Annotated in this window: 22 protein-coding genes; 8 read left to right on the top strand and 14 right to left on the bottom strand. The window is 68.3% G+C overall.

What is annotated here, in order from left to right:
- Positions 1-383: 383 nt before the first annotated feature.
- The 3 genes from SACXIDRAFT_RS16645 to SACXIDRAFT_RS16635 all read left to right on the top strand — a co-directional run bounded on the left by SACXIDRAFT_RS16645 (position 384) and on the right by SACXIDRAFT_RS16635 (position 3,243).
- Entirely contained in the window at positions 384-1,331 is a 948-nt protein-coding gene (locus SACXIDRAFT_RS16645; RefSeq protein WP_006239775.1) for an ABC transporter substrate-binding protein, read from the top strand.
- Positions 1,332-1,333: 2 nt separating this feature from the next.
- Positions 1,334-2,392 carry a FecCD family ABC transporter permease gene (locus SACXIDRAFT_RS16640; RefSeq protein WP_006239774.1) on the top strand — a complete coding sequence of 353 codons (1,059 nt, stop codon included), beginning with the start codon at positions 1,334-1,336 and terminating at the stop codon, positions 2,390-2,392.
- A gap of 74 nt (positions 2,393-2,466) precedes the next feature.
- A complete protein-coding gene (locus SACXIDRAFT_RS16635; RefSeq protein ID WP_006239773.1) occupies positions 2,467-3,243 on the top strand; it encodes an ABC transporter ATP-binding protein in 777 nt (258 codons plus the stop codon).
- Between the two features lie 96 nt (positions 3,244-3,339).
- Here the strand turns inward: SACXIDRAFT_RS16635 and lgt are convergent, their stop codons facing one another.
- The 6 genes from lgt to SACXIDRAFT_RS16605 form a co-directional block, all read right to left on the bottom strand.
- On the bottom strand, positions 3,340-4,518 hold the full coding sequence (lgt, locus tag SACXIDRAFT_RS16630) for a prolipoprotein diacylglyceryl transferase (protein ID WP_050986949.1): 1,179 nt from the start codon (positions 4,516-4,518) through the stop codon (positions 3,340-3,342).
- 104 nt (positions 4,519-4,622) lie between these two features.
- Positions 4,623-5,408 (bottom strand): tryptophan synthase subunit alpha, encoded by a 786-nt coding sequence (trpA, locus tag SACXIDRAFT_RS16625; RefSeq protein ID WP_006239771.1) that lies wholly within the window; start codon positions 5,406-5,408, stop codon positions 4,623-4,625.
- Positions 5,405-6,643: a tryptophan synthase subunit beta gene (gene trpB / locus SACXIDRAFT_RS16620; RefSeq protein WP_006239770.1), complete on the bottom strand. Its 1,239-nt coding sequence runs from the start codon at positions 6,641-6,643 to the stop codon at positions 5,405-5,407. The genes trpA and trpB overlap by 4 nt, the downstream gene beginning before the upstream one ends.
- Positions 6,640-7,449: an indole-3-glycerol phosphate synthase TrpC gene (gene trpC, locus SACXIDRAFT_RS16615; RefSeq protein WP_006239769.1), complete on the bottom strand. Its 810-nt coding sequence runs from the start codon at positions 7,447-7,449 to the stop codon at positions 6,640-6,642. Before trpC ends, trpB begins: the two co-directional genes overlap by 4 nt.
- Before the next feature lie 158 nt (positions 7,450-7,607).
- Positions 7,608-8,189, bottom strand: coding sequence for a Trp biosynthesis-associated membrane protein (locus tag SACXIDRAFT_RS16610; protein ID WP_006239768.1), 582 nt, complete (start codon positions 8,187-8,189; stop codon positions 7,608-7,610).
- Positions 8,182-9,735: an anthranilate synthase component I gene (locus SACXIDRAFT_RS16605; protein WP_006239767.1), complete on the bottom strand. Its 1,554-nt coding sequence runs from the start codon at positions 9,733-9,735 to the stop codon at positions 8,182-8,184. Before SACXIDRAFT_RS16605 ends, SACXIDRAFT_RS16610 begins: the two co-directional genes overlap by 8 nt.
- 116 nt (positions 9,736-9,851) lie before the next feature.
- Here SACXIDRAFT_RS16605 and SACXIDRAFT_RS16600 point away from each other — a divergent pair, with 116 nt between their 5' ends.
- Positions 9,852-10,490 carry a TetR/AcrR family transcriptional regulator gene (locus SACXIDRAFT_RS16600; RefSeq protein ID WP_006239766.1) on the top strand — a complete coding sequence of 213 codons (639 nt, stop codon included), beginning with the start codon at positions 9,852-9,854 and terminating at the stop codon, positions 10,488-10,490.
- 6 nt (positions 10,491-10,496) lie between these two features.
- Here SACXIDRAFT_RS16600 and hisI read toward each other — a convergent pair whose 3' ends face one another.
- Both hisI and hisF read right to left on the bottom strand, forming a co-directional pair.
- A complete protein-coding gene (hisI, locus tag SACXIDRAFT_RS16595; protein WP_006239765.1) occupies positions 10,497-10,856 on the bottom strand; it encodes a phosphoribosyl-AMP cyclohydrolase in 360 nt (119 codons plus the stop codon).
- The gene (gene hisF, locus SACXIDRAFT_RS16590) at positions 10,853-11,626 is read right to left on the bottom strand and encodes an imidazole glycerol phosphate synthase subunit HisF (RefSeq protein WP_006239764.1); all 774 of its coding nucleotides are present in this window, start codon (positions 11,624-11,626) and stop codon (positions 10,853-10,855) included. Before hisF ends, hisI begins: the two co-directional genes overlap by 4 nt.
- Positions 11,627-11,743: 117 nt before the next feature.
- Here hisF and SACXIDRAFT_RS16585 point away from each other — a divergent pair, with 117 nt between their 5' ends.
- From SACXIDRAFT_RS16585 to SACXIDRAFT_RS16575, 3 genes are all read left to right on the top strand, one after another.
- Positions 11,744-13,552: a hypothetical protein gene (locus SACXIDRAFT_RS16585; protein ID WP_040922232.1), complete on the top strand. Its 1,809-nt coding sequence runs from the start codon at positions 11,744-11,746 to the stop codon at positions 13,550-13,552.
- Positions 13,553-13,720: 168 nt separating this feature from the next.
- A complete protein-coding gene (locus SACXIDRAFT_RS16580; protein ID WP_006239762.1) occupies positions 13,721-14,680 on the top strand; it encodes a XamI family restriction endonuclease in 960 nt (319 codons plus the stop codon).
- Positions 14,655-16,220, top strand: coding sequence for an Eco57I restriction-modification methylase domain-containing protein (locus SACXIDRAFT_RS16575; protein WP_006239761.1), 1,566 nt, complete (start codon positions 14,655-14,657; stop codon positions 16,218-16,220). The genes SACXIDRAFT_RS16580 and SACXIDRAFT_RS16575 overlap by 26 nt, the downstream gene beginning before the upstream one ends.
- A gap of 139 nt (positions 16,221-16,359) precedes the next feature.
- Here SACXIDRAFT_RS16575 and priA read toward each other — a convergent pair whose 3' ends face one another.
- Genes priA through SACXIDRAFT_RS16545 form a run of 6 tightly spaced genes read right to left on the bottom strand, consistent with a single transcriptional unit; the run spans position 16,360 to position 20,806 of the window.
- Complete coding sequence (gene priA / locus SACXIDRAFT_RS16570; RefSeq protein ID WP_006239760.1) at positions 16,360-17,100, bottom strand: bifunctional 1-(5-phosphoribosyl)-5-((5-phosphoribosylamino)methylideneamino)imidazole-4-carboxamide isomerase/phosphoribosylanthranilate isomerase PriA; 741 nt, start codon at positions 17,098-17,100, stop codon at positions 16,360-16,362.
- Positions 17,101-17,135: 35 nt separating this feature from the next.
- On the bottom strand, positions 17,136-17,765 hold the full coding sequence (gene hisH, locus SACXIDRAFT_RS16565; protein ID WP_006239759.1) for an imidazole glycerol phosphate synthase subunit HisH: 630 nt from the start codon (positions 17,763-17,765) through the stop codon (positions 17,136-17,138).
- Positions 17,766-17,774: 9 nt separating this feature from the next.
- A complete protein-coding gene (locus SACXIDRAFT_RS16560; protein WP_006239758.1) occupies positions 17,775-18,968 on the bottom strand; it encodes an MFS transporter in 1,194 nt (397 codons plus the stop codon).
- A 55-nt stretch (positions 18,969-19,023) separates the two neighbouring features.
- Entirely contained in the window at positions 19,024-20,040 is a 1,017-nt protein-coding gene (locus SACXIDRAFT_RS16555) for a PHP domain-containing protein (protein WP_006239757.1), read from the bottom strand.
- Positions 20,037-20,546: a metallophosphoesterase family protein gene (locus SACXIDRAFT_RS16550; protein WP_040922231.1), complete on the bottom strand. Its 510-nt coding sequence runs from the start codon at positions 20,544-20,546 to the stop codon at positions 20,037-20,039. The genes SACXIDRAFT_RS16555 and SACXIDRAFT_RS16550 overlap by 4 nt, the downstream gene beginning before the upstream one ends.
- A gap of 8 nt (positions 20,547-20,554) precedes the next feature.
- On the bottom strand, positions 20,555-20,806 hold the full coding sequence (locus SACXIDRAFT_RS16545) for a hypothetical protein (RefSeq protein ID WP_006239755.1): 252 nt from the start codon (positions 20,804-20,806) through the stop codon (positions 20,555-20,557).
- 272 nt (positions 20,807-21,078) lie between these two features.
- On the opposite strand from SACXIDRAFT_RS16545, the gene SACXIDRAFT_RS16540 reads away from it, so the two are divergent.
- Entirely contained in the window at positions 21,079-22,992 is a 1,914-nt protein-coding gene (locus SACXIDRAFT_RS16540; RefSeq protein WP_040922230.1) for a VanW family protein, read from the top strand.
- Positions 22,993-22,996: the final 4 nt, after the last annotated feature.

Raw genomic sequence — 22,996 nt, 5'->3', positions numbered from 1 at the left:
TCGCCGTCACGATCCGGCAACATCCTTCGGCCCGCATCGGTACCCCGTCGTGCCGGGTACCCCGCCGGTCAGGCCCTGTCGAGGACTCGCCACCGACCTCGTCGGTAGCGTTGTCGAGCTGGTTACCCGAGTTTACGCGAACACACCGCCTGGTACTGTCACCGGCGACGTGAGCGGGAGCGAAGTCCGGTGAGAATCCGGCGCTGTGCCGCAACTGTGATGGACTCTTTGTGACGGCTGATGACCGCGCCGTGACAGGGGCCGAGCCAGGTCGCCTGACCGTTCACGTGACGCCATGACCGCCTCCGGCGCAGAGGTGCGGCGTCCGCGACCGGCCGACGGTCCCGGCGCGGCCGAAACGCCGGCCGAGAAGTCGAGGTCCGATGTTGCCCTTGAGACGGTTCCTGCTCCTCCCTCTCCTTCTGGTCCTCTCCCTCACCGCCTGCGCCGAGCGCCAGGAGGAAGCCCCCGACACCACGGCAGGCAGCAGTGGTGTCGGGGGCTTCCCTGTCGAACTCACACCGGAAGGCGCCCCTGCCGTCACGCTGGAGAAGCGACCCGAGCGGATCGTGTCCCTGTCCCCCTCGACCACCGAGGTCCTGTTCGCCGTGGGTGCGGGCGAACAGGTCGTGGCCGTTGACGAGATGTCCACCCATCCGGAGAACGCGCCGAGGACCGAGATGTCGGGTCTGAGCCCCGACCCGCAGCAGATCGCGGGACACAACCCCGACCTCGTCATCGTCGAGTCCGACACCGAGGGCAAACTGGCCGATGCGCTGGCCAAGACCGGGACTCCCACGCTCGTGCTCACGGCGCCGACGACGCTGGAGTCGATGTACGAGCAGTTCGAACTCGTGGGGAAGGCGACGGGACACCCGGAGGAGGGCGCCGACCTGGCGAAGCAGACGAAGCAGGACATCGAGAAATTGGTCGCCGACGTCGGTGACGCGGGTAAGGGCCTGAGCTATTACCACGAACTCGACCCGAGCTTCTACAGCGTGACGTCGGAGACCTTCATCGGCCAGGTGTACGGCCTCTTCGGTCTCACCAACATCGCCGACCAGGACGACCCCTCCGCGCACGGTGGCTACCCGCAGCTCTCGGCGGAGACCATCCTCTCGGCCGACCCCGATCTGATCTTCCTCGCGGACACGCAGTGCTGCGCGCAGAACACCAAGACCGTCGCGAAGCGGCCGGGCTGGGACACGCTGACCGCCGTCAAGCAGGACCAGGTGATCGAACTGCCGGACGACGCCGCGTCGCGGTGGACGCCGAGGATCGTCGATTTCGTGCGCTCCGTGGCCGACAGCGTGACGAAGGCCGCGGCCTGACCGTGCTGAAACGCTCGGTTCGGCGCACGCGCGAGGGCGAGCACACCACCCGGCTCCGGCCGGGCACGGTGCTGCTCGCCCTCGTGGTGCTGCTGGTGGTGTGCGTGTTCGCGGTGGTGGCCGGCTCGGGTGAGCTGGGCTGGCAGCGGGTGCTGGCCGAGATCGTCGCTCAGGTCACCGGCACCACGTCACCGCTTTCGGAACGCGAGGCCGCCATCATCTGGGAGCTGCGAGTGCCGAGGGTACTGCTCGCCGGCATCGTGGGCGCCGCACTCGCGAGTGCGGGGGCCGCCTTCCAGGGCGTCTTCCGCAACCCACTGGCCGACCCGTACCTGCTGGGGGCCGCGGCCGGTGCGGGCATGGCGGCCACCCTCGTCATGGTGCTGGCTCCGGTGGTGACGACGTGGCTCGTGGTTCCGGTGCCGCTCGCCGCCTTCGCCGGAGCGCTCGGCGGGGTGGGGCTGAGCTGGGCTCTCGGCCGCTCCACAGGGAGGGGCACCGCGACACTGCTGCTTGCGGGTGTGGCGGTGACCGCGTTCCTCACCGCCGTGCAGACGTTCGTGCAGCAGCTCAACACCGAAACGCTCAAACAGGTGTACACGTGGACCCTCGGTGGGCTGAACGTGAGCGGATGGACCGACGTCTGGCTCGCGCTGCCCTACGTCGCCGTCGCCTCGGTGGTGTTGTGCGTGTGCGCTCGCTTTCTCGACGTCCTCGCGCTCGGCGACGCGGAAGCCGCCTCGCTCGGTCTCCGGCCAGGGCTGCTGCGCCTCGTCCTGCTCGGCGCTGCCTCGCTGGCCACCGCCGCCGCCGTCGCGGTGAGCGGGCTGATCGGGTTCGTCGGCATCGTCGTGCCCCACGTCGTGCGCCTGCTCGTCGGCGCGAGCTATCGCGTGATCGTGCCGCTCTCGCTCATCGGCGGGGCGGCTTTCCTGATCGGCGCCGACTACGTCGCCCGCACCGCGATGCCGGGTGAGCTTCCGCTCGGCGTGGTGACGGCGTTCGCGGGTGCGCCGTTCTTCGCCATCGTCCTGCGTACGTCGAAGGGACGCTCATTGTGACAGCGTCGAAAGGACGCTCATTGTGACAGCGTCGAAAGGACGCTCATTGTGACAGCGTCGAAAGGACGCTCATCGTGACAGCATTGCGACTCGACGGCGTCGGGGTCGCCTACCACGGCAGACCGGTGGTCCACGACGTCTCCGTCGAGGTGGAGGAGGGCGGCTGGCTCGCGATCGTCGGCCCGAACGGCGCAGGCAAGTCCACGTTGCTGAAAGCCGTCGTGGGACTCGTGGCTCACGACGGCTCCATCACCGTGCACGATGCGCCGACCGGCACCCTGACGCGCAGGCAGCGCGCCACGCTCGTCGGCTACGCCGCTCAGAGCCCGGTGCTCCCCGACGGGCTCACCGTGACCGACTACGCGCTGCTCGGGCGAACGCCGCACCTGAGCCCGCTCGGCAGGGAGAGCACCGCCGATCTCGACATCGTGCGCGAGACGCTCGACCGGCTCGATCTCGGCGCCCTCGCGGGGCGCCCGCTGGGCACGCTCTCCGGCGGAGAGCGTCAGCGTGCCGTGCTGGCACGGGTGCTCACGACGCGCACGCGGGTACTGCTGCTGGACGAACCCACGTCCGGCCTCGACATCGGCCACGCCCAGGCCCTGCTGGAGAGGCTCGACAAGCTGAGAACCGAGGACGGCATCACGGTCGTGACCACACTGCACGACCTGACCTTCGCCGCCCAGTACGCCGACACGTTGCTCCTGCTCGACGGCGGCAACGTTGTGGTGTCCGGTACCGCTCGCGACGTGCTCACCACAGAGCGGCTACGCACCCACTACGCGGCGGAGGCCGAGGTGCTCACCACCACCGGCGGCTGTCCCGTGGTGGCTCCCGTGCGCCCGATCTGACCCGGCCGCGCCAACCCACTCGGCCGAACGGACGGTTCCCGAAACAGCAGCGGGGGCAGGCGGACATCCGGCCCGCCTGCCCCCATGCTCACGTGCTCAGCGGCTGCTCGACGAGGAAGCATCGCCGAGGTCCGCGCTCGGCGCGGCACCGTCCGACCGCTCCCCATCACGTCGGCTCTCACCGGCGTCGTCGCTGCCGCCGCTGGCACCGCCGTCGATGCGGTCCGTGTCGGCGGAGTCCGTGGGGTCGGTGGGGTCGGTGGTCCGCCCGGAGGTGTCACTGTCCGGCGAGCCGGACGATTCACTGTGGTCCGGCGAGCCGGACGATTCACTGTGGTCCGGCGAGCCGGACGATCCGGCACTGTCCGGCGAGCCGGACGCGTCGCTTCCTGCGGGATCGGTCGCGAGCGTCTCGGGCCGCTCCCTCGGACCGCGACGCTTCGCGAACACCAGGTAGGCCACCGCGCCCACGAAGACGACCAGCGACGTCCACACGTTCACCCGGAGACCGAGAATGTGGTTGGCCTGGTCGGTGCGCATGAGTTCGATCCAGAACCGGCCTGCCGTGTAGCCCGCGACGTAAAGCGCGAAAGCCCGCCCGTGTCCGAGGCGGAAGCGCCGGTCGGCCCACACCACGAGCAGCGCGACGCCGAGGTTCCACAGCAGTTCGTAGAGGAACGTCGGATGCACGACCGCCAGCGGCACGTCGGAAACGGCCACCCCGTTGAGCGCGTCGGGCAGTCCGGTGTCGGGATCGACCCGCTCGTAAATCTCAAGACCCCACGGCAGGTCGGTCGGCCCGCCGTACAGTTCCTGGTTGAAGTAGTTGCCGAGGCGGCCGATCGCCTGCGCGACCACGATGCCGGGCGCGATCGCGTCGGCGACCGCGGGCAGTGGGATGCCCTTCCTCCGGCAGGCGATCCACGCTCCCACCGCGCCGAGGGCGATGGCGCCCCAGATCCCGAGGCCGCCCTCCCAGATGTAGAGCGCCCTGATCGGGTCCTTGCCCTCGCCGAAGTACAGCTGGTTGTCGGTGATGACGTGGTAGAGTCTGCCGCCCACGAGGCCGAACGGGACGGCGAACACCGCGATATCGACGATGGTGCCTTTGGTGCCGCCGCGCTGCACCCACCGCCGCTCACCCCACCAGATCGCGAGGATGATCCCGGCGATGATGCACAGCGCGTAGGCCCGAAGCGACAGCGGTCCGAGCTGCCAGACGCCCCTGTCGGGGCTCGGAATGTTCGCGAGGAAATACGTGGACGCGGTGTTCACAGTGGTCACCGTAGCGCGACACCGCACGCTCCGGTGCGACCCCCACCACGAGTTACCACTTTGCCGTGAAACCGGCCTGGTCGGAGCTCACGGGTTCTGCGGTGTCAGCGAACCGGCCTGCGCACCCCGTCGGCCAGTTCGGAGGTCAGTGCGGCCAGCGGCCCCGCCCCCTCGCCCGCCTTCGCCACCAGCGCGGATCCCACGATCACCGCGTCGGCGAAACCGGCGACCTCGGCGGCCTGGTCCCCCGAGCGCACGCCGAGGCCCACTCCGACGGGGAGGTCCGTGTGCTGCCTCGTGCGCCGCACGAGTTCCGACGCCGCGCCGCCCACCGAATCCCGCGCGCCCGTCACACCCATGACGGCCGTCGCGTACACGAACCCCGTCGTGGCCTTCGTCGTCATCGCGATGCGGTCGTCGGACGACGACGGTGCGACCAAAAAGATCCGGTCGAGCCCGTGCTCGGTGGACGCCGCGATCCACTCCGATGCCTCGTCCGGCGTGAGATCGGGCGTGATGAGCCCCAGCCCGCCTGCCGAGGCCAGGTCCCGCGCGAACGCAGCGACCCCGTAGTGATGCACCGGGTTGTAGTACGTCATCACGACCGCCCTGCCCCCTCGCGAGGCGATCGACTCCACGACCTCGAACAGGTGCCGCAGCTTGAACCCGTTGCGCAACGCGGTGTCGGCAGCGCCCTGAATGGTCGGGCCGTCCATCACCGGGTCCGAGTAGGGCACGCCGACCTCCACGAGATCGGCACCCGCGTCGATGGTGGCGGCGATCAGCTCCTTCGAGCCGTCCACGGTGGGATACCCGGCAGGCAGGTACGCGACAAGGGCCGCCCGCCGCTCGGCCCTTGTGCTGTCGAACAGCTCGGCGAGCCTGCTCACACGTCCTCCACGAGGTTGAAGTACCTGGCCGCGGTGTCCACGTCCTTGTCGCCCCTTCCCGAGAGGCTGACGACGATGTGCGCACCGGGACCGAGTTCCTTGCCGAGCCGTATCGCGCCGGCGAGGGCGTGCGCCGACTCGATCGCGGGAATGATGCCCTCCGTCCGCGACAGCAGCCGGAACGCCTCCATCGCCTCGGCGTCGGTGACGGCCCGGTACTCGGCCCTGCCGGTGTCCTTCAGCCACGAATGCTCGGGACCGACACCGGGGTAGTCGAGACCGGCCGAGATGGAGTACGCCTCGATAGTCTGCCCGTCCTCGTCCTGGAGCAGGTAGGACATGGCTCCGTGCAAGGTGCCTGGAGTGCCCTGCGTCAGCGTCGCACCATGTTCGCCGCTGTCCAGTCCCTTCCCTCCCGGTTCGAGACCCACCAGCCGCACGCCGGGGTCGTCGAGGAAAGCGTGGAAGATACCGATGGCGTTGGAGCCACCTCCGACGCACGCGGCCACGACGTCCGGCAACCTGCCCGTGAGGTCGAGGATCTGCCTCCGCGTCTCCTCGCCGATCACCCTGTGGAAGTTGCGTACCATGAGCGGGAACGGGTGCGCGCCTGCCGCGGTGCCGAGCAGGTAGTGCGTGTTGTCCACATTGGCCACCCAGTCGCGGAGCGCCTCGTTGATGGCGTCCTTGAGTGTCCTTGAGCCGGTCCGCACCGGCACCACCTCGGCGCCGAGCAGGCGCATGCGGGCCACGTTGAGGGCCTGCCGCTGTGTGTCCACCTCACCCATGTAGATCACGCAGTCGAGATCGAGCAGAGCGCAGGCCGTGGCGGTCGCCACGCCGTGTTGTCCTGCGCCCGTCTCGGCGATCACGCGAGTCTTGCCCATGCGCTTGGTGAGCAGAGCCTGACCCAGCACGTTGTTGATCTTGTGTGATCCGGTGTGGTTGAGGTCCTCGCGCTTGAGGAAGATGCGCGCACCGCCCGCGTGCTCGGCGAACCGGGGTGCCTCGGTGAGCAGGGACGGCCTCCCCGCGTACCCGGAGAGCAGGCGCTCGAACTCCTGCGTGAACTCGGGGTCGGTCCTCGCCTTGTCGTACTCGGCCGCGAGTTCCTCCAGCGCGCCCATGAGCGCCTCGGGAAGGTAACGCCCCCCGTAGGGGCCGAAGTGCCCTCGCTCGTCGGGATCGTGCGAAGTGGCCGACTGCTGCGTGCCCACGGTGTCCGCTCCTGTCATCGGCTCGGCCTCGGGCAGGCCGGGTGCGACCCCGCCGTCACGAGCTTCACCAGCGCACCCTTCGGGTCCTCCGTCGAGACGAGACCCTCTCCGACGAGGACGGCGTCGGCGCCGTGTCCCGCGTAGGCCATCAGGTCGCCGGGACCCCGCACGCCGGACTCCGCGACCTTGTAGACGTCCATCGGAAGCCCCGGCGCCAGCCTGCCGAACACGTCGCGGTCCACCTCGAGCGTGTGCAGGTTGCGCGCGTTGATACCGATGACGGACGCCCCCGCCTCCAGTGCGCGATCGGCCTCCTCCGCGTTATGCACCTCCACCAGCGCCGTCATGCCGAGCGACTCGACGCGGTCGAGCAGAGCCACGAGGGCGTTCTGTTCGAGCGCCGCCACGATCAGGAGCACCATGTCGGCGCCGTGCAGCCGCGCCTCGTGCACCTGGTACGGACTGACGATGAAATCCTTACGCAGCAACGGAACATCGACCGCTGCCCTGACCGCGTCGAGGTCGGCGAGCGAACCGCCGAACCGGTGACGCTCGGTGAGAACGCTGATCACTCGCGCGCCCGCGTCCTCGTAGTCCTTCGCGAGCGACGCCGGATCGGGAATCGCGGCCAGATCGCCCTTGGACGGGCTGCGGCGCTTGACCTCCGCGATCACGGCGATGCCGGATTCGCGCAACGCCGCCATCACGTCCCTCGGCTCGGGCGCTGCCGCGGCACGGCGCTTGAGTTCGTCGAACGGCAGTGCCGCCTCGCGCTCGGCGAGATCGGCCCGCACATCAGCGATGATGTCTTCCAGAACGCTCACCGGGCGGCCCCGCCGGGAGTCGCGACGCCTGTTGATTCACTCGCAAGGTGGCTCACAAAAACCTTCCCCTTCCCGCCGATTCGATGCTAACCCGCGCGATGTCCCACATCGGCCTGGGGTCGTGTTTCGCCTTGTCCGCCAGGAAACAAACACCGGCGTCAACGATCGCGTGTCGTGGGGTCCTCACCCTCCGAGAGCGCGTTCCACAGGTCGGCGTCGGGGTTGCCCGATCGCGTGACCCGTTTGCGGTCACCCGGTGCGGAGTACTTCGCACCCATGCGGGGCATGCGGTGTCCCCGCCACACGAGCACGAGGCCCGCGAGGGTGTACAGCGCCGCTCCGGTCAGCGCGAGGGCGGGGCCCTGCCACGTTCTCACCGGCTCCCCCGGCATCGTGTCGTAGCCGGGTGCCCGCGTCGAGGTGTTCACGTCGTAGGCCGAACCGTCGAAAACGAGCACGGCCACCCACACCGCCACCGCGATGAGCACGACGCCGAGCACCCTGCGTGCGACACCGCGCAGAGCGAGGGTCGCCGCAACAGCGGCCAGCGCGAGAAGCGCGAGTGGCACGGGCCACGTGACCAGATCGCCGCCCGAGATGCGCTCCCGCAACTCGCCGTCGAACACCGTGCCTTCCGGGACGTCGATCCACGTGATCGACGCCGTGCCCCACATCGTCGCCGCGGCGAGCACCAGCAGCACCACGACGATCCACAGTGGACGTTTAGCTGGATCAGGCACCGGTACCGGCCGCCTTCGCGGGGGCGATCGTGTTCGCCGCGGCCACGGCCGACAACACGGTTCTGGCCTTGTTGAGCGACTCGTTGTCCTCGTACTCTGCGTCGGAATCCGCCACGACACCGCCACCCGCCTGAACGTAGGCGACGCCGTCCCGCATCAGTGCGGTGCGAATGGCGATGGCGGTGTCGGCGTCACCCGCGAAATCGAGGTACCCGACGATGCCGCCGTAGAGCGCCCTTCTGGTGGGTTCCAGCTCCTCGATCAGCTCCATGGCCCTGACCTTCGGCGCGCCGGACAGTGTGCCAGCCGGGAAGCACGCCAGCACCGCGTCGAAGGCGGTCGCATCGTCCTTCAGCTCGCCCGTGACGGTGGAGACGATGTGCATCACGTGGCTGTAGCGCTCGATGGTGAACGAATCGATCACCCTGACGGTGCCGGGGCGGCACACCTTGCCGAGATCGTTGCGGCCCAGATCGACGAGCATCAGGTGCTCGGCACGTTCCTTCTCGTCCGCCAGGAGGTCCTTGGCCAGCTGCGCGTCCTCCTCGGGGTCCGCGCCGCGCCACCGGGTTCCCGCGATCGGATGGGTACTGGCCCGCCCGTCGCGCACCGTCACGAGCGACTCGGGGCTCGAACCCACGATGTCGAACCCGTCAAGCCGGAGCAGATACATGTAGGGGCTCGGGTTGGACGTGCGCAACACCCGGTACACGTCGAGGGCGTCGGCGCCCGTGCGCATCTCGAACCGCTGGGACGGCACGATCTGGAACGCCTCTCCGGCGTGGATGGCCTCCACGGCCTTGCGCACGGCGGCGTGGAAGTCCTCCTTGGTGCGCCGCCGGGTGAACTCGGGAGCAGGCCGCTCGAACACCACGTTGGTCGCGGGTGCGGGATCGGCGAGGCGTTCGGTCATCGCGGCCAGCCGCCGCACAGCGTCGTCGTAGGCCGCGTCCACCCGCTCGGGAGAGTCGTCCCAGTTCACGGCATTGGCGATCAGTGTCACCGTGCCCTCGTGGTGGTCGTAGGCCGCGAGATCGGTGGCGAGCAGCATCGTCAGCTCGGGGATGTCGAGGTCCCGCTCGGCCAGCTCGGGAAGGCGTTCCAGCCAGCGAACGGCGTCGTAGCCGAGGTAACCGACCATGCCACCGGTCAGCGGCGGCATACCCGGCAGGGGCTCGGTGTGCAACCTCTCGACCGTCTCGCGCAGGATGGTCAGCGGATCTCCCTCCGTGGGGAGTCCGGCGACGGGTTCCCCCGTCCAGACCGCCTTGCCGTCACGGACGGTGAGCGCGGCGGGGCTGTCCACCCCGATGAACGACCAGCGCGACCAGGACTGCCCGTTCTCCGCCGATTCCAGCAGGAACGTACCGGGCCGGTCGCCTGCCAGTTTGCGGTACAGCGCCACGGGCGTGTCCGCATCGGCGAGCAACCGCCGCACCACGGGGATCACCCTGCGGTCCCGCGCGAGCGCCCTGAAGTCGTCACGACTCGGGCTGACCTCGCCCAGCCCGCCTGCCGCGGTGTGGGAAGTCTGGGCAGTCACCATGCGTTCATTGTGCCGCCGCCCGCACCGGGGTCGTCACCGGGTGATGGCCCGCGCGAAGGAGGAACGGCCCGGCGCTGCGGCATCATGGGTGACGTGACGACGGCGAAACGGGTGACATGACGACCGCGAGGGAGAACACGCGACAGCCACAGGCCGCACGGAGGCGGGGAAGGCGACCGGCCGGAGCGGACACCAGGGCGGGGCTGCTTGCCGCCGCGCGGGACGTCTTCGCCGAGAGCGGCTACCACAACGCCACCGTCAGGGCCATCGCGGCGCGAGCAGGTGTTGACGCGGCGATGGTCAACCACTGGTTCGGCGGCAAGGACGGGTTGTTCGCCCAGGCCGTGCTGAACACACCGTTCGACGTCAGGGAGATCATCGAGGACGTGACGGCCGACGGGCCGGATCGGCTCGGCGAGAACATCGTGCGCCGGTTCGTCGCCACCTGGGACGGCGCGGGCGGCAGCGCGTTCGTCGCGCTGGTGCGCAGCATCTCCACCCACGGAGAGGCGCTGGAGTTCCTCAAGAAGGTCCTCCTGAAGAAGCTTCTTCCCGCGATCACGGCGGCAGCGGGATCCGACCGGCCGGACCTGCGGGCGGCACTGTGCGCCACCCAGCTCCTCGGACTCGGCATGGCCCGCTACGTCGCCGAGGTGCAACCGGTGGCCGCCGCCGACGTGGAGGCGCTCGTGGCGACGGTCGCTCCGACCCTTCAGCACTACCTCACCGGCGATCTCGGCGAGCCGATCTCCTGACCACGCTCACGCCTCGTGGTCTGCCAGTAGCACCCGCTCGTCGCCGTCGAAGCACGTGTGACTGCCCGTGTGGCACGCCGGTCCGGTCTGATCGACCCTCACCAGCAGAGTGTCGGCGTCGCAGTCGAGACGGACTTCGCGAACGTGCTGCGTGTGGCCCGACGTCTCCCCCTTCACCCACAACGTGCCTCTACTGCGGGAGAAGTACGTCGCCCTGCGCGTGGTGAGCGTGCGGTGCAGTGCCTCGTCGTCCATCCACGCCACCATCAGCACTCGCGAGGTCGAGTGCTCGATCACCACGGCGCACACGAGCCCGTCCGGGGTGCGCTTGAGCCGTCGCGCGATCTCGGGGTCGAGTTCGCTCACCGGACCTCCACACCGCCTTCCCTCAGCGAGGCCTTCACGTCAGCGATCTTCATCTCGCCGAAGTGGAAGACGCTCGCGGCGAGCACGGCGTCGGCGCCAGCCCGCACGGCGGGCAGGAAGTGCTCGGGCGTGCCCGCGCCGCCACTCGCGATGAGCGGCACTCTGACCGCGGCGCGAACCAGTTCGATCAGTTCGAGGTCGAAGCCCTGCTTCGTGCCGTCGGCGTCCATCGAGTTCAGCAGGATCTCGCCGACCCCGAGTTCCTCTCCGCGCGCCGCCCACTCCACAGCGTCGATACCGGTGCCCCGCCGCCCACCGTGAGTGGTGACCTCGAACCCGGACGGGGTCGGTGTGTCGCCGTCGGGCACCCTCCGCGCATCGACCGACAGCACGACGCACTGTGCGCCGAACCGGCGCGACGCCTCGCGCAGCAGCTCCGGCCTCACCACAGCGGCCGTGTTGATGCTCACCTTGTCGGCTCCGGCGCGCAGCAACCGGTCCACGTCGTCCGTGCTGCGAACGCCACCGCCGACGGTCAGCGGGATGAACACCTGCTCCGCGGTCCTGCGCACCACATCGAACGTGGTCTCGCGGTTGCCCGACGACGCCGTGACGTCGAGGAAGGTCAGCTCGTCCGCGCCCTCCGCGTCGTAGCGCCTTGCGAGTTCGACGGGATCCCCCGCATCCCGCAGGTCAGCGAAGTTGACGCCCTTCACCACCCGACCCGCATCGACGTCGAGACAGGGGATGACTCTCACCGCGACGGACATGCGACCAGCCTAACCGGACGCCTTCCGGCTCCGTCCCAGGTGACGCCCCCGCTCGCCCTCACCCGACCGCGCATGGCCCGAACGTGGGGCTACCGGGCAGCTCTCTACAGTAATGCCATGACACTCGCCTCGGTGGGGGACGTGCGAACCGTCCACGAACCACAGCCGGGGGACGGCGCAACGCCTCGTGCGGGGCAGGTTCGACGCGCTCGTTTCGCCCCCATCGCCTCTGTGTCGGCAGGCACCGCGCTGATCGGCGTCCACGCCTTGCTGTTCGGCAACTGGCTGATCGACGACGCCGCCATCACGTTCGCATACGCTCGCAGCGTCGCCGAGGGGCTCGGGCCGGTGGTTCAGCCTGGAGCTCCCCCCGTGGAGGGTTACTCGAACCCGACGTGGCTGCTGCTCCTCGTGCTCGGCAGGTTCGCCGGGATCTTCGACAACGGCACGATCTTCGGCATTCCGGACTACGTGCTGCTTCCTAAGGCGCTGGCACTGGTGTGCTGTGCCGGCATTCTCACGCTGAGTTACGTGGCCGCGCGCAAGGTGTTCTCATCACGGGCATGGCTCGTCCCGCTCGTCGTGGGGGCCGTGCTCGCCGCCATCCCCTCGTTCGTGATCTGGAGCTTCTCGGGTCTCGAGAATCCCCTCTACGCTCTGCTGCTCGCCGGCCAGGCGGTGGTCCTGTTCGGCGCGGTCCTGGACAACCGGCTGCTCACCACGAGGGTGGCGCTGGCGGCGGGTGGTCTCGCGGCGCTGGCAGCGCTGACCCGGCCCGAGGGCCTCATCTACGCGGGCACGTACCCCCTTGTGCTGCTCACCCAGCTGCGGCGCGACACGGTCGCGGTGAGCGTGCGGCGGTGCGTGGAGTCCACGGCGGCCTTCGCCGTTCCCGTCGGCGCCTACTTCGGCTGGCGATACGCGACGTTCGGGCAGTGGCTGTCGATGCCGTCCGTGGCGAAGGCTCAAGACATTCCCACACTGGCGGATATGACGAGGCCCGGCGAACTCGTCGCCTATCTCGGCGCACTGGCCGTCCTCCTGATCATGGCGCTCATCGCCGTCGCCGTGTCGAGGGCGCCGTGGTGGCGGCAAGGCTTCGCGGCGCTGCTCGTCCCCCTGAGTCTCGCGGTGATCGCCTACGCCGTGCTCGAACCCGACTGGATGGGGCAGTACCGGTTCGCGACCCCGATATGGGTGCTCGGAGCACTGGCCGCCACGCTGGCCGCCGTCGAGGTGCTGCGCTCGGTGAGCGTCCGGGTGCGAGCGTGGCTGGCCGCCGGTCTCGTCGCGACGCTGCTGCCATCCGGGGTGGCGTTCGCGGAAGCGTCCGAGGAGTTCAGGAAAGACCCCAACATCTCGGCGTGCTACGTGGCCGACCGGTTCGGCAGGGTGTTCAACGGCTACGCCGACATTGTGGGGCTCGACAAGGCGTCGCTGCTGATTCCCGACCTCGGTGGCTCGTCGCTCACCAGCAGGCTCGAACTGATCGACATGGCGGGTCTGACACACGCCGAGTTCGCCGAGATGGCGAGAGAAGGCGATCGCCGCGCGCAGGCCGACTACGTCTACACGGTTGCCAAGCCGACGTTCGTGCACGTACGCGAGCCGTGGAGCAGCGGAACCAGCATCGGCTGGGACCCGAGGCTGCAACGGGACTACCACCCCATCCACTTCGACGTCTACCAGGGCGAACCGCACGGCGACTGGGTACGCAAGTCGGCCGTCCCTTCGCCGGAACTGCTGGCCGAACTGCGTGCCTACGCGAAACGGTCCGCGGCCTGGGTCGAGGAGCGCGCAGGGAACTCCCCGCTCCGGGACTGCGGCCCGACGCTGAACCGGGGACAGACCGGCCTTTCGGAGCCCTTCCCCGGCGAGCAAAGGAGCCCTGCGATTCCGGCCGAACCGGAGGCCGCAGGCAGGTGAAGCGGGACAGCGGAACACTCAGCCCTCTCGCCCGAGCACGCGTGACTCCGACACCTACCCAAGTCGCTCTCGGAAAAGCACGTCGCCGTTCACCACGGTGGCCAGCAGAGTGGTCACCGACGGCGGGGCGCTCAAGGGCTGTCTGCACGGGCGACTAAGTTTGCCCGCGTGCCGATCAATGCCGACAAGCCGCTCATGTGGCGGGCCGACGTCTTCGCGTCGGTGACCCTCTACAACGAGTGGTTCCTCGACGCCGCACCTCGGGCGTACCGCGAAACCCGCAAGGTGGTCGTGAACGATGTGGAAGACCTTTTCGCAGCTACGACAGAGATGCGCAGCATCACCCCGGACGTGATTCGCAAACGGCCTGAAATCGTCGCGACCTTGCGCATGGCTACCGCGCCGCCTATCGCCCGCGACCGCCTGACCGGTCTCGCCTCCCTGCCCAACGGGTTCGTCAAGAAGCTGGAGAGTGGAAACCTCCCCGGCCGTATGAGTGTGGCCGACCTCGACAAACATTTGGAGAGCATCTGCTCGGTCATCGACGAACTCCTGGACCGCGGGCTGTTCGACTGGCTGGACGGAAACCGAGCGCCCGACCCCCAGCAACGCGAGCTGGCAGCGGTCGTCGTGAGCGATCGGCGCTGCGGTGCGGTCGCCGACCCGATCGTTCGAAACGCTCAGGAGGCCCGGCAACTCGGTGTCATCGAGGATTGGCTCGTGGCGCGCGGCTACACAAAGCGGCAGCATCCCGGTTCTCAGTCACTGGAATCGATGCCACGCGGAACATTCTCGTTCCGGCAGAACGTTCCCGTCCGCTCCGAGGACGGACAGCGGACCATCAATATGCCGATCGACGCTGTGATTCAACCCCATACGCCATTTCCGAACGGTTTTCCATTGCTCATTGAAGCGAAGTCGGCGGGTGACTTCACCAACACGAACAAGCGACGCAAGGAAGAAGCCACCAAGATTCGACAACTACGCAGTACCTACGGGAACGACATCCGACTGGTGCTGTTCCTCTGCGGCTACTTCGATGCCGGATACCTGGGCTACGAAGCCTCGGAGGGGCTCGATTGGGTATGGGAGCACAGACCAGATGATTTCGCAATCGCCGGTCTCTGACCTCAGCGCGGCCGAACGTCGCCGCCTGGAGGTTCAGAAAGAACTCGACGCCGAGCGGTCAGCGTCGGAGCGCAACAGGGCAGGCCAGTTCGCAACCCCGCCGGTGCTCGCCAGAGACATTGTGGACTACGCACTCAGCCTGCACGGAGCCCGCCCCGTTCGCTTTCTCGAACCTTCCTGCGGGAGCGGAGCGTTCTACTCGGCGCTGCTCGCTGCGACGGAAGGCGATCGGATCGAGTCCGCCGAAGGAATCGAAATCGATCGCCGGTTCGCTCGCGCGGCACGAGAACTGTGGGGCCCAGCAGGCCTGAAAGTCACCGAAGGCGACTTCCTCGTCCCGCGCAACCGGCCTCGGGATTCCGCGACGCTGCTCGTCGCCAACCCTCCGTATGTGCGGCACCACCACCTAAACGGTGACACCAAGGCGAATGCAGCCGCGATGTCCGTGAGGGAGACCGGCATCAAACCGAGCGGCCTCTCGGGTCTTTACCTCTACTTCATTCTTCTCAGTCATCGAACATTGTGTCCCGGCGCTGTCTCCGCGTGGCTCATCCCGGCAGAGTTCATGGACGTGAACTACGGTATCGCCTTGAAGGAGTACCTGACAACGCATGTCACGCTGCGACGGGTTCACCGTTTCGACCCCGCCGACCTGCAATTCACCGACGCCCTGGTGACGTCCGCTGTCGTTGTGTTCGAGAATCGCCTACCGAACGCCGACGATGTGGCTGACTTCACCTACGGCGGCACGGTATCCGCGCCACGCGACCACCACAGGCGCAAGGTCACCGATCTGCGACCCGCTGCGAAGTGGAGTGCGCTGTACCGGGCGAAGGAGCAGAACGCTTCCGGGCCGAGGCTTGCCGATTTCTTCAAGATCCGGCGCGGTATAGCCACCGGATCGAAGAAATTCTTTGTCATGACAGTGGCAGAGGCGCAAGCTTACGGTTTTCGTCCCGAAAATCTGAAGCCCCTCCTTCCGAGCCCCCGCTACATCAAGGGCGACGTTGTTGAAACGGCATCGAACGGTTATGCAGACACCGATCCACAACTGGTCGTCATCGACACCGGAAAATCGCTGGGTGAGCTAAGGAAAAGCGATCCAGCACTCGCCGCGTACCTCGCCCGCGCCCCGGAGGAGGTGCTTGCCGGGTTTCTCGTCCGGCATCGGAACCCCTGGTATCGGCAGGAGCAGCGTGATCCAGCGCCGTTCATCCTCACCTACATGGGCCGAGGTGCTGACCTCGTCCGCCCGTTCCGGTTCATCTTGAATCGCTCGGACGCAATCGCCACCAACATGTTCCTGATGCTCTATCCCAAGCCTCGTCTTCAGGCTTTTCTCGATGCGGATGCCGAAGGGATCAAGAAAGTCCACCACGCGTTGCTTTCCCTCACTGCCGACGATTTACGCCACGGCGGCCGTGTCTACGGTGGCGGACTGCACAAAATGGAGCCCAAGGAGCTGGCCGCACTCGATGCGTCTGCCATCGTAAACCTGTGCCCGGGCCTTCTCGACGACGGCGAACATGAGCTGAACTAGACAATAGGTACTCGACCGCGATATCGCGGAAGCCATTGTCGCGAGGTGAAAGCCTGAGTTGCCCCGCCCACGGCGGACCGTAGGCATCGCCATCACCCTCGACGGCTGACTGCCGTCGAGGGTGGGCTCCAGGTCCGGGCTACGCGGTCTTCTCGACGGCCGCGAGGGCTTCCGGCAGTGTGAACGCTCCCGCGTACAGCGCCTTTCCGACGATCGCGCCTTCCACACCGTCGCGGGTGAGGCCCGCGAGTGCCCTCAGGTCGTCGAGGCTGGACACGCCGCCCGACGCGATCACCGCGGCGTCGGTTCGCGCGGTGACCTCCCGCAGTAGCTCCAGGTTGGGGCCGCGCAGGGTGCCGTCCTTGCTCACGTCGGTGACGACGTAACGCTGGGCGCCGTCACGGTCGAGCCGCTCCAGCGTCTCCCACAGATCGCCGCCGTCCTTGGTCCAGCCCCTCGCCGCGAGCCGGTGCCCCTCTTCGGTGATCCTCACGTCGAGCCCGATGGCGACGCGGTCGCCGTGGGAAGCGACGACGCGGGCGCTCCACTCCGGGTCCTCGAGGGCGGCCGTGCCCAGGTTCACGCGGCGGGCACCGGTCGCGAGGGCCGCGGCCAGCGACTCGTCGTCGCGGATGCCGCCGGACAGCTCCACGTCCACGTCCAGCTTGCCGACGACCTCGGCGAGCAACTCACGGTTCGAGCCCTTGCCGAACGCGGCGTCGAGGTCCACGAGATGGATCCACTCCGCACCGTCGCGTTGCCAGGTGAGCGCCGCTTCCAGCGGCGATCCGTAGGAGGTCTCTGTGCCTGCCTCGCCCTGCACGAGACGCACGGCCTGTCCATCGGCCACGTCAACGGCGGGAAGTAGTGTGAAACTCACCGGGCCACTATAAGAACCGGCGACGTCACGGCACCTCAGAGGGTCCGCACCCAGTTGCGGAGCAGGTGCGCGCCCGCGTCGCCCGACTTCTCGGGGTGGAACTGCGTGGCCCACAGCGGCCCGTTCTCCACCGCGGCGACGAACTCCTCCCCGTGGTGAGCCGTGGTGACCTTCGGCTGTCGTCCCGGCAGCTCCGACCGCAGTTCCCATCGCCGAACGGCGTAGGAGTGCACGAAGTAGAAGCGGGTGTCCGCATCGAGTCCCGCGAAGAGGTCCGAATCGGGCGGCGCGTTCACCGTGTTCCAGCCCATGTGAGGCAGCACATCGGCGTCGAGCCGCTCGACCGTTCCCGGCCACTCCCCGAGGCCCTTCGCCTCGACGTCGTGCTCGACACCACGTTCGAAGAGGATCTGCATCCCGACGCAGATGCCGAGAACCGGCCGCCCACCAGCCAGGCGGGTGCCGATGATGCGCTCGCCCCGCACGGAGAGCAATCCCTCCATGCACGAGGCGAAGGCTCCCACACCCGGCACGACGAGGCCGTCGGCCTCCAGCGCCGCACGATGGTCCGAGGTCACCTCGACGTCGGCGCCTGTGCGCCGCAGGGCGCGTTCGGCGGAGCGGAGGTTGCCGGAACCGTAGTCAAGGATGACGACTGAAGCCACGCCGTCAGCCTAACCGCTTCGTCTTGGCGCGCGGCCCGCCTGCCAGGCCACCGGCAGCACCGCCAGCGCCGCGACCGCGAGCAGCGTGAACGAGGTGCCCACGGTGGTAGCCGAGATCAGCGCCCCGACCGCGACGGCGCCGAGCCCCTGTCCCGCGTCGAACGCGACGTTCCAGGCCACGCTCGCCTGAGCGGCCGGGGTGCGGGCGAACATCGCCACCAGCGCGTCGTTCTGCACGACACCGAAGCCGACGCCGAACACGGCCACCGAGACGACCGCCACGACGGCACCGGCAGTGGACCCACCCGATTCCGAGACGAGCGCGAAGCCGAGCAGTCCCGCACCACCGGCGAAGAGCGCGGGCAACAGCATGCGACCGGGCGCGGCCGTGCGATCGCTGTAGTGCCCCGCGAGCCAGCGGGTGAGCATCGCGGCGCCCGGTGCGACGAGCAACGCGACAGCCGCCGTGGACGGGTCGAGCACGATCGGCAGGAACGTCGCCAGCGCGCCGTAGCCCGTGGACACCGCGAGCATCGGCAACCACGGCCGCCAGGTGGTCCCCGCGACGTCGAGAGCACCTCGAAGCCCTCCCCGCAGGGAGTCGTCCTTGGGGCGTGACCTGGGCACACCGAGGGTCGGCAGCAGCGCCACCAGCGGCAGCGCGGTCGCCAGGATGAACACCGGCACGAATCCCCAGTTCTCGGCGATGGCCGTGCCCGAGGGCAACCCGACGAGCTGCGGCACTCCCACGGCGAGCCCGTAGAGTCCTGAGCCGCGCGCCACCGAGGCCGAGGGCAGCAACTCGGCGATCAGCGCGCTCGCGCACACCGTGAGCAAACCGAAACCGAGGCCGCGCACGAACGACACGGCGAGGATGGCGGGAGCGGAGGCGAACACGGCCAGCAGCGGCGTCGGCACCCCGATCAGCAGAGCCCCGAGCACCAGACCGGCGCGGTAGCCGAACGCTCTCACGAACGCGGGGACGGCGAACTGCGCCAGCACGGTACTGGCCATGAAGACCCCGGTGGACGCGCCGGCGACCACCGAACCCGCGCCCTGATGCACGGTCCACAACGGCACGACGGGCAGCAGCAGCGCGAACCCGCCGAAGGTGCCGACCGCGGCGAGAAGCATGAGCACGAATGGCCGGTGGCGCAGGGGCGAGACGGCGTCGTCGCTCACCGGGGCGGGGAAACGGGGCATGGACACGCTCCCCTTCTAGTACGCCCGTACCCGTTTTGTCGAACGGCACGCGATCTCAGTCACCACGAGCCCACGCGAGAAGCCCCTCCGAGGTCATCGTGTTGACCACCTCCCCGGCCCCGATCCCGCAGTCGAGAGCCCGCGCGCAGCCGTAGGGCTGCCAGCCGAGCTGACCAGGCGCATGCGCGTCGGTGTCGATCGCGAACCGGCAACCGAGTTCACGAGCCATGCGCAGCAGACGTAGGGGTGGATCGAGCCGCTCAGGACGGGAGTTGATCTCCACTGCGACGTCGTTGGTCCTGCACGCGCCGAACACGGTATCGGGGTCGAACTCCGACTCCGGCCTCCCTCTGCCGGTCACCAACCGTCCCGTGCAGTGACCGAGCACATCGACGTGCGGGTTCGACACGGCGGTGACCATGCGTTCGGTCATCCGGTTCCGCTCCATCCGCAGGTGGGAGTGCACGCTCGCCACCACGATGTCGAGTTCCGCGAGCAGATCGGGTTCCTGGTCGAGCGAGCCGTCCTCCAGGATATCGACCTCGATACCGGTGAGGACGCGAAACGGGCTGCCTTCGCTCTCGTAGACGGTGTTGAGCCCCGCGACGACTTCCAACTGCCTGCGAAGCCGCTCGGCGCTGAGCCCCCGCGCCACCGTCAACCGCGGCGAGTGATCGGTGAGGACGATGTACTCGTGGCCGAGTTCGCGGGCCGCCTCGGCCATCTCTTCGATGGAACTGCCGCCGTCGGACCAGTCGGAGTGCGTGTGGCAGTCGCCACGCAATGCCGTCAGCAGAGCGCCACCGTCGGGAAGGTTCTCCGCTCCGCCTGCCACCTCGGTCAGGTAGGCGGGCTCGCGCCCCTCAAGCGCCTCGCCGATGACATTCGCGGTGGTCTTGCCGATGCCGCCCAGCTCCGTCAGCGTTCCTTCCGCCGCCCTGCGTTCGAGTTCCTCCTGCGACAGCCCCTCGACCACGGAGGCGGCTCTGCGGAAAGCCCTGACGCGGTAGGTCGGCGCTCCTCCGCGTTCGAGGTACAGCGCGATCTGTCTGAGCACTCCTGCCGGGTTCATCGGCTCTCCCGTCCCGGCAGCTCGTGCAGTTCGACGTCGTCAAGACGCCCTCGCGCGATCGTCGCCGTGAGATAGGTGCGGGCAGGCTGCCTGCGCCGGTCGGTGGGCGAGCCGGGGTTCAGCAGCCGCAGCCCGCCGGGCGTCACGTCGTCCCACGGGATGTGACTGTGACCGAACACCAGCAACTCGGCGTCGGGGAACAGGCGGTCACACCGCTGCGCGCGCCCCTTGGCCGGGCCGGTCTCGTGGACGACGGCCATTCGGAGACCGGCCAGCTCCACCCTCGCCACCTCGGGCAGCCTGCTCCGCAGGGCGGGGCCGTCGTTGTTGCCGTACACGGCCACCAGTCTTGCCGCTCTGTCCTCGATCCGGTCGAGCAGCGATTCGGCGACCCAGTCACCGGCGTGGATCACCACGTCCGCGGCTTCGACCTCGCGCCACACCTGTTCGGGAAGCTCACGCGCCCGCTGGGGGACGTGCGTGTCGGAGATGGCGAGCATCCTCACGGTCGCGGTCAGCCGCCCTGGTTGGTGATCTCGACGGTGAGCCCTGCCGCGATGCGCTCGTAGTCCGCGGCGGAAAGCTCCACGCCGCCGAGCTGGTCGCGCAATTCCTGCCTGCCCGCCACCTCCAGCGCACCGGCGTAGTCGGCAGAGCGCCACTGCTTCTCCCCCAGTACGCGAAAGCCCCCCTCGTGCAGGACGAGCCGGGCCGTCGGGTCGTTGCTGGTGAGCAACGTCCTGACATCGTCGGCCGTGACACGCATGGAACCTCCTCTTGCGGTGCGGGCGGCACTTCTCGGCATCCGATCACTGGCGGGTACCCAGAAAAAGAGCTATCGCAATGAAATGAAACTGGTACATCAGCACGGAGCCATCGGAACCGGCACCGGTAACACTGTTCCGATTCGCACGTCAAGCCTGTGACCTGCGTCTATGTCATCGCGGACGAAACGGGGGGTTCATGGCACGGCGATCGCGAGCACCCGTATCTTGGCCTGCGGAGTTCTGGCCGGACGCCGGACGTGAAGGGGTTGCCTTGCAGCAGAATCGCCAGTGGCCCGAATCGCACAGCGAAGAAACGGACATACTGCCGCGAGTTGATGCGCGGCAGGCCCAGCCCGATCCGAACGCCACGGAACAGATCCAGCACGTCCCATACGAGGGGCCGACACAGCAGTTCTCCGCCATGGGGCAGAGTGGCGACCTCGGCGGTGGCGCGCCACCGCACGGCGCTCCCGGCGGGGAGGGTCAGCAGGCGGCGGGCCCCCAGCGTTGGCGCAAGCCGGGGATCATCGCTGCCGCCGTCTTCGGATTCCTCGTCCTGCTGTACGGCCTCGACCTGCTCATCACGAGCGGCGACATTCCCCGTGGTGTCACCGTGGCAGGCGTCGATGTCGGCGGGATGAGCGACTCCGAAGCGGAGGACGTGCTGCGCGAGGAGATCGAGCCGAGGCTCACCCAGCCGGTCGCGTACAGTGCGGGCGAGGTGTCGGGCGAGCTGAACCCCAAGGAATCCGGCCTCACACTCGACTGGGACGCCACGCTGGAGCAGGCAGGCGACCAGCCGCTCAACCCCTTCACGCGGATCGCCTCCTTCTTCACCACCACCGAGCTCGGTGTGGTGACCCAGACCGAGCCCAACCAGTTCGACAACGCCATGAAGGCGCTGCGCAAGAACATCGACCAGAAGCCCGTCGAGGGTGATGTCGTCTTCGAGGGCGCACAGCCGAAGGCCGTGGAACCCAAGCAGGGGCAGCAGCTTCAGCTCGACCAGGCGAGGGAGGCCATCCTCACGCACTGGGCCTCGGGTGAGCGGCTCTCGCTCCCCGTGACGTCCACCCCGGTGACCGTGCCGATGGAACAGGTCGAGAAGGCCATGCGTGAGGTCGCGCAGCCTGCCATGTCCGGTCCGGTGATCGTGCACGGCGAGGGCGCCGACGGCGTGCTGGAACCCGAGGAGATCGCGAAGGGCCTCTCCTTCGAGGCGAAGAACGGCTCGCTCGTCCCGAAGATCGACCAGAAGAAGATCGTCGAGGGAGTCAAGGCCGAGCTGGCCTCCACGGAGAAGGAGGGCAAGGACGCCACGATCGTCTTCCAGGGCGACAAGCCCACCGTGGAGCCGTCCGAGGACGGCAACAAGATCAAGTGGGACGAGACCCTCAGGCCGCTGCTCGACGTGCTGAAGAAGACCGAGGGCCGGGAGTTGACCGCCACCTACGAGAAGAAGCCCGCCGAGATCACCACGGAGGAAGCCGAAAACCTCGGTATCAAGGAGGTCATCGGCGAGTGGACGACGGGCGGGTTCGCGCCCGACTCCGGTGTGAACATCCGGGTGGTCGCCGAAGAGGTCAACGGAGCGATCGTCCAGCCCGGTGAGACCTTCAGCCTCAACGAGCACACCGGCCCGCGCACCAAGGCCGAAGGCTACGTCGAGGCGGGCATCATCAAGAACGGCGCGCCCGGCAAGGCGGTGGGCGGCGGTATCTCGCAGTTCGCCACCACCCTGTACAACGCCTACTACTTCGCGGGCATGAAGGACGCGGGCCACCAGGAGCACAGCTACTACATCAGCCGCTACCCCAAGGGGCGCGAGGCGACCGTGTTCCAGGACACCGACGGCTCCAGCGTCATCGACCTCAAGTTCACCAACGACAGCGAGCACGGCGTGGCCATCCAGACGATCTGGACCCCGTCCGACATCACGGTGCGGCTGTGGGGAACCAAGCGCTACGAGGTCAAGTCGGAAACCGGCGACGAGACCAACCATGTGCAGCCCTCCGAGCAGGAAGGCCCGAAGGAGAACTGCCAGCCGAGCAACGGCGCCCCGGGCTTCACCATCACCGACACCCGCATCCTCAAGGACATCGAGACGGGTCAGGAAGTGCGCAGGGAGGAGCGCACGGTGAAGTACAACCCGCAGCCGAAGATCGTCTGCACGAAGAAGGACTGACGTA

The sequence above is a fragment of the Saccharomonospora xinjiangensis XJ-54 genome, assembly GCF_000258175.1.
Classification (GTDB): Bacteria; Actinomycetota; Actinomycetes; order Mycobacteriales; family Pseudonocardiaceae; genus Saccharomonospora; species Saccharomonospora xinjiangensis.
The sequence above is the reverse complement of the archived record's forward strand: the minus strand, read 5'-3'. Positions and strand labels throughout refer to the sequence as shown.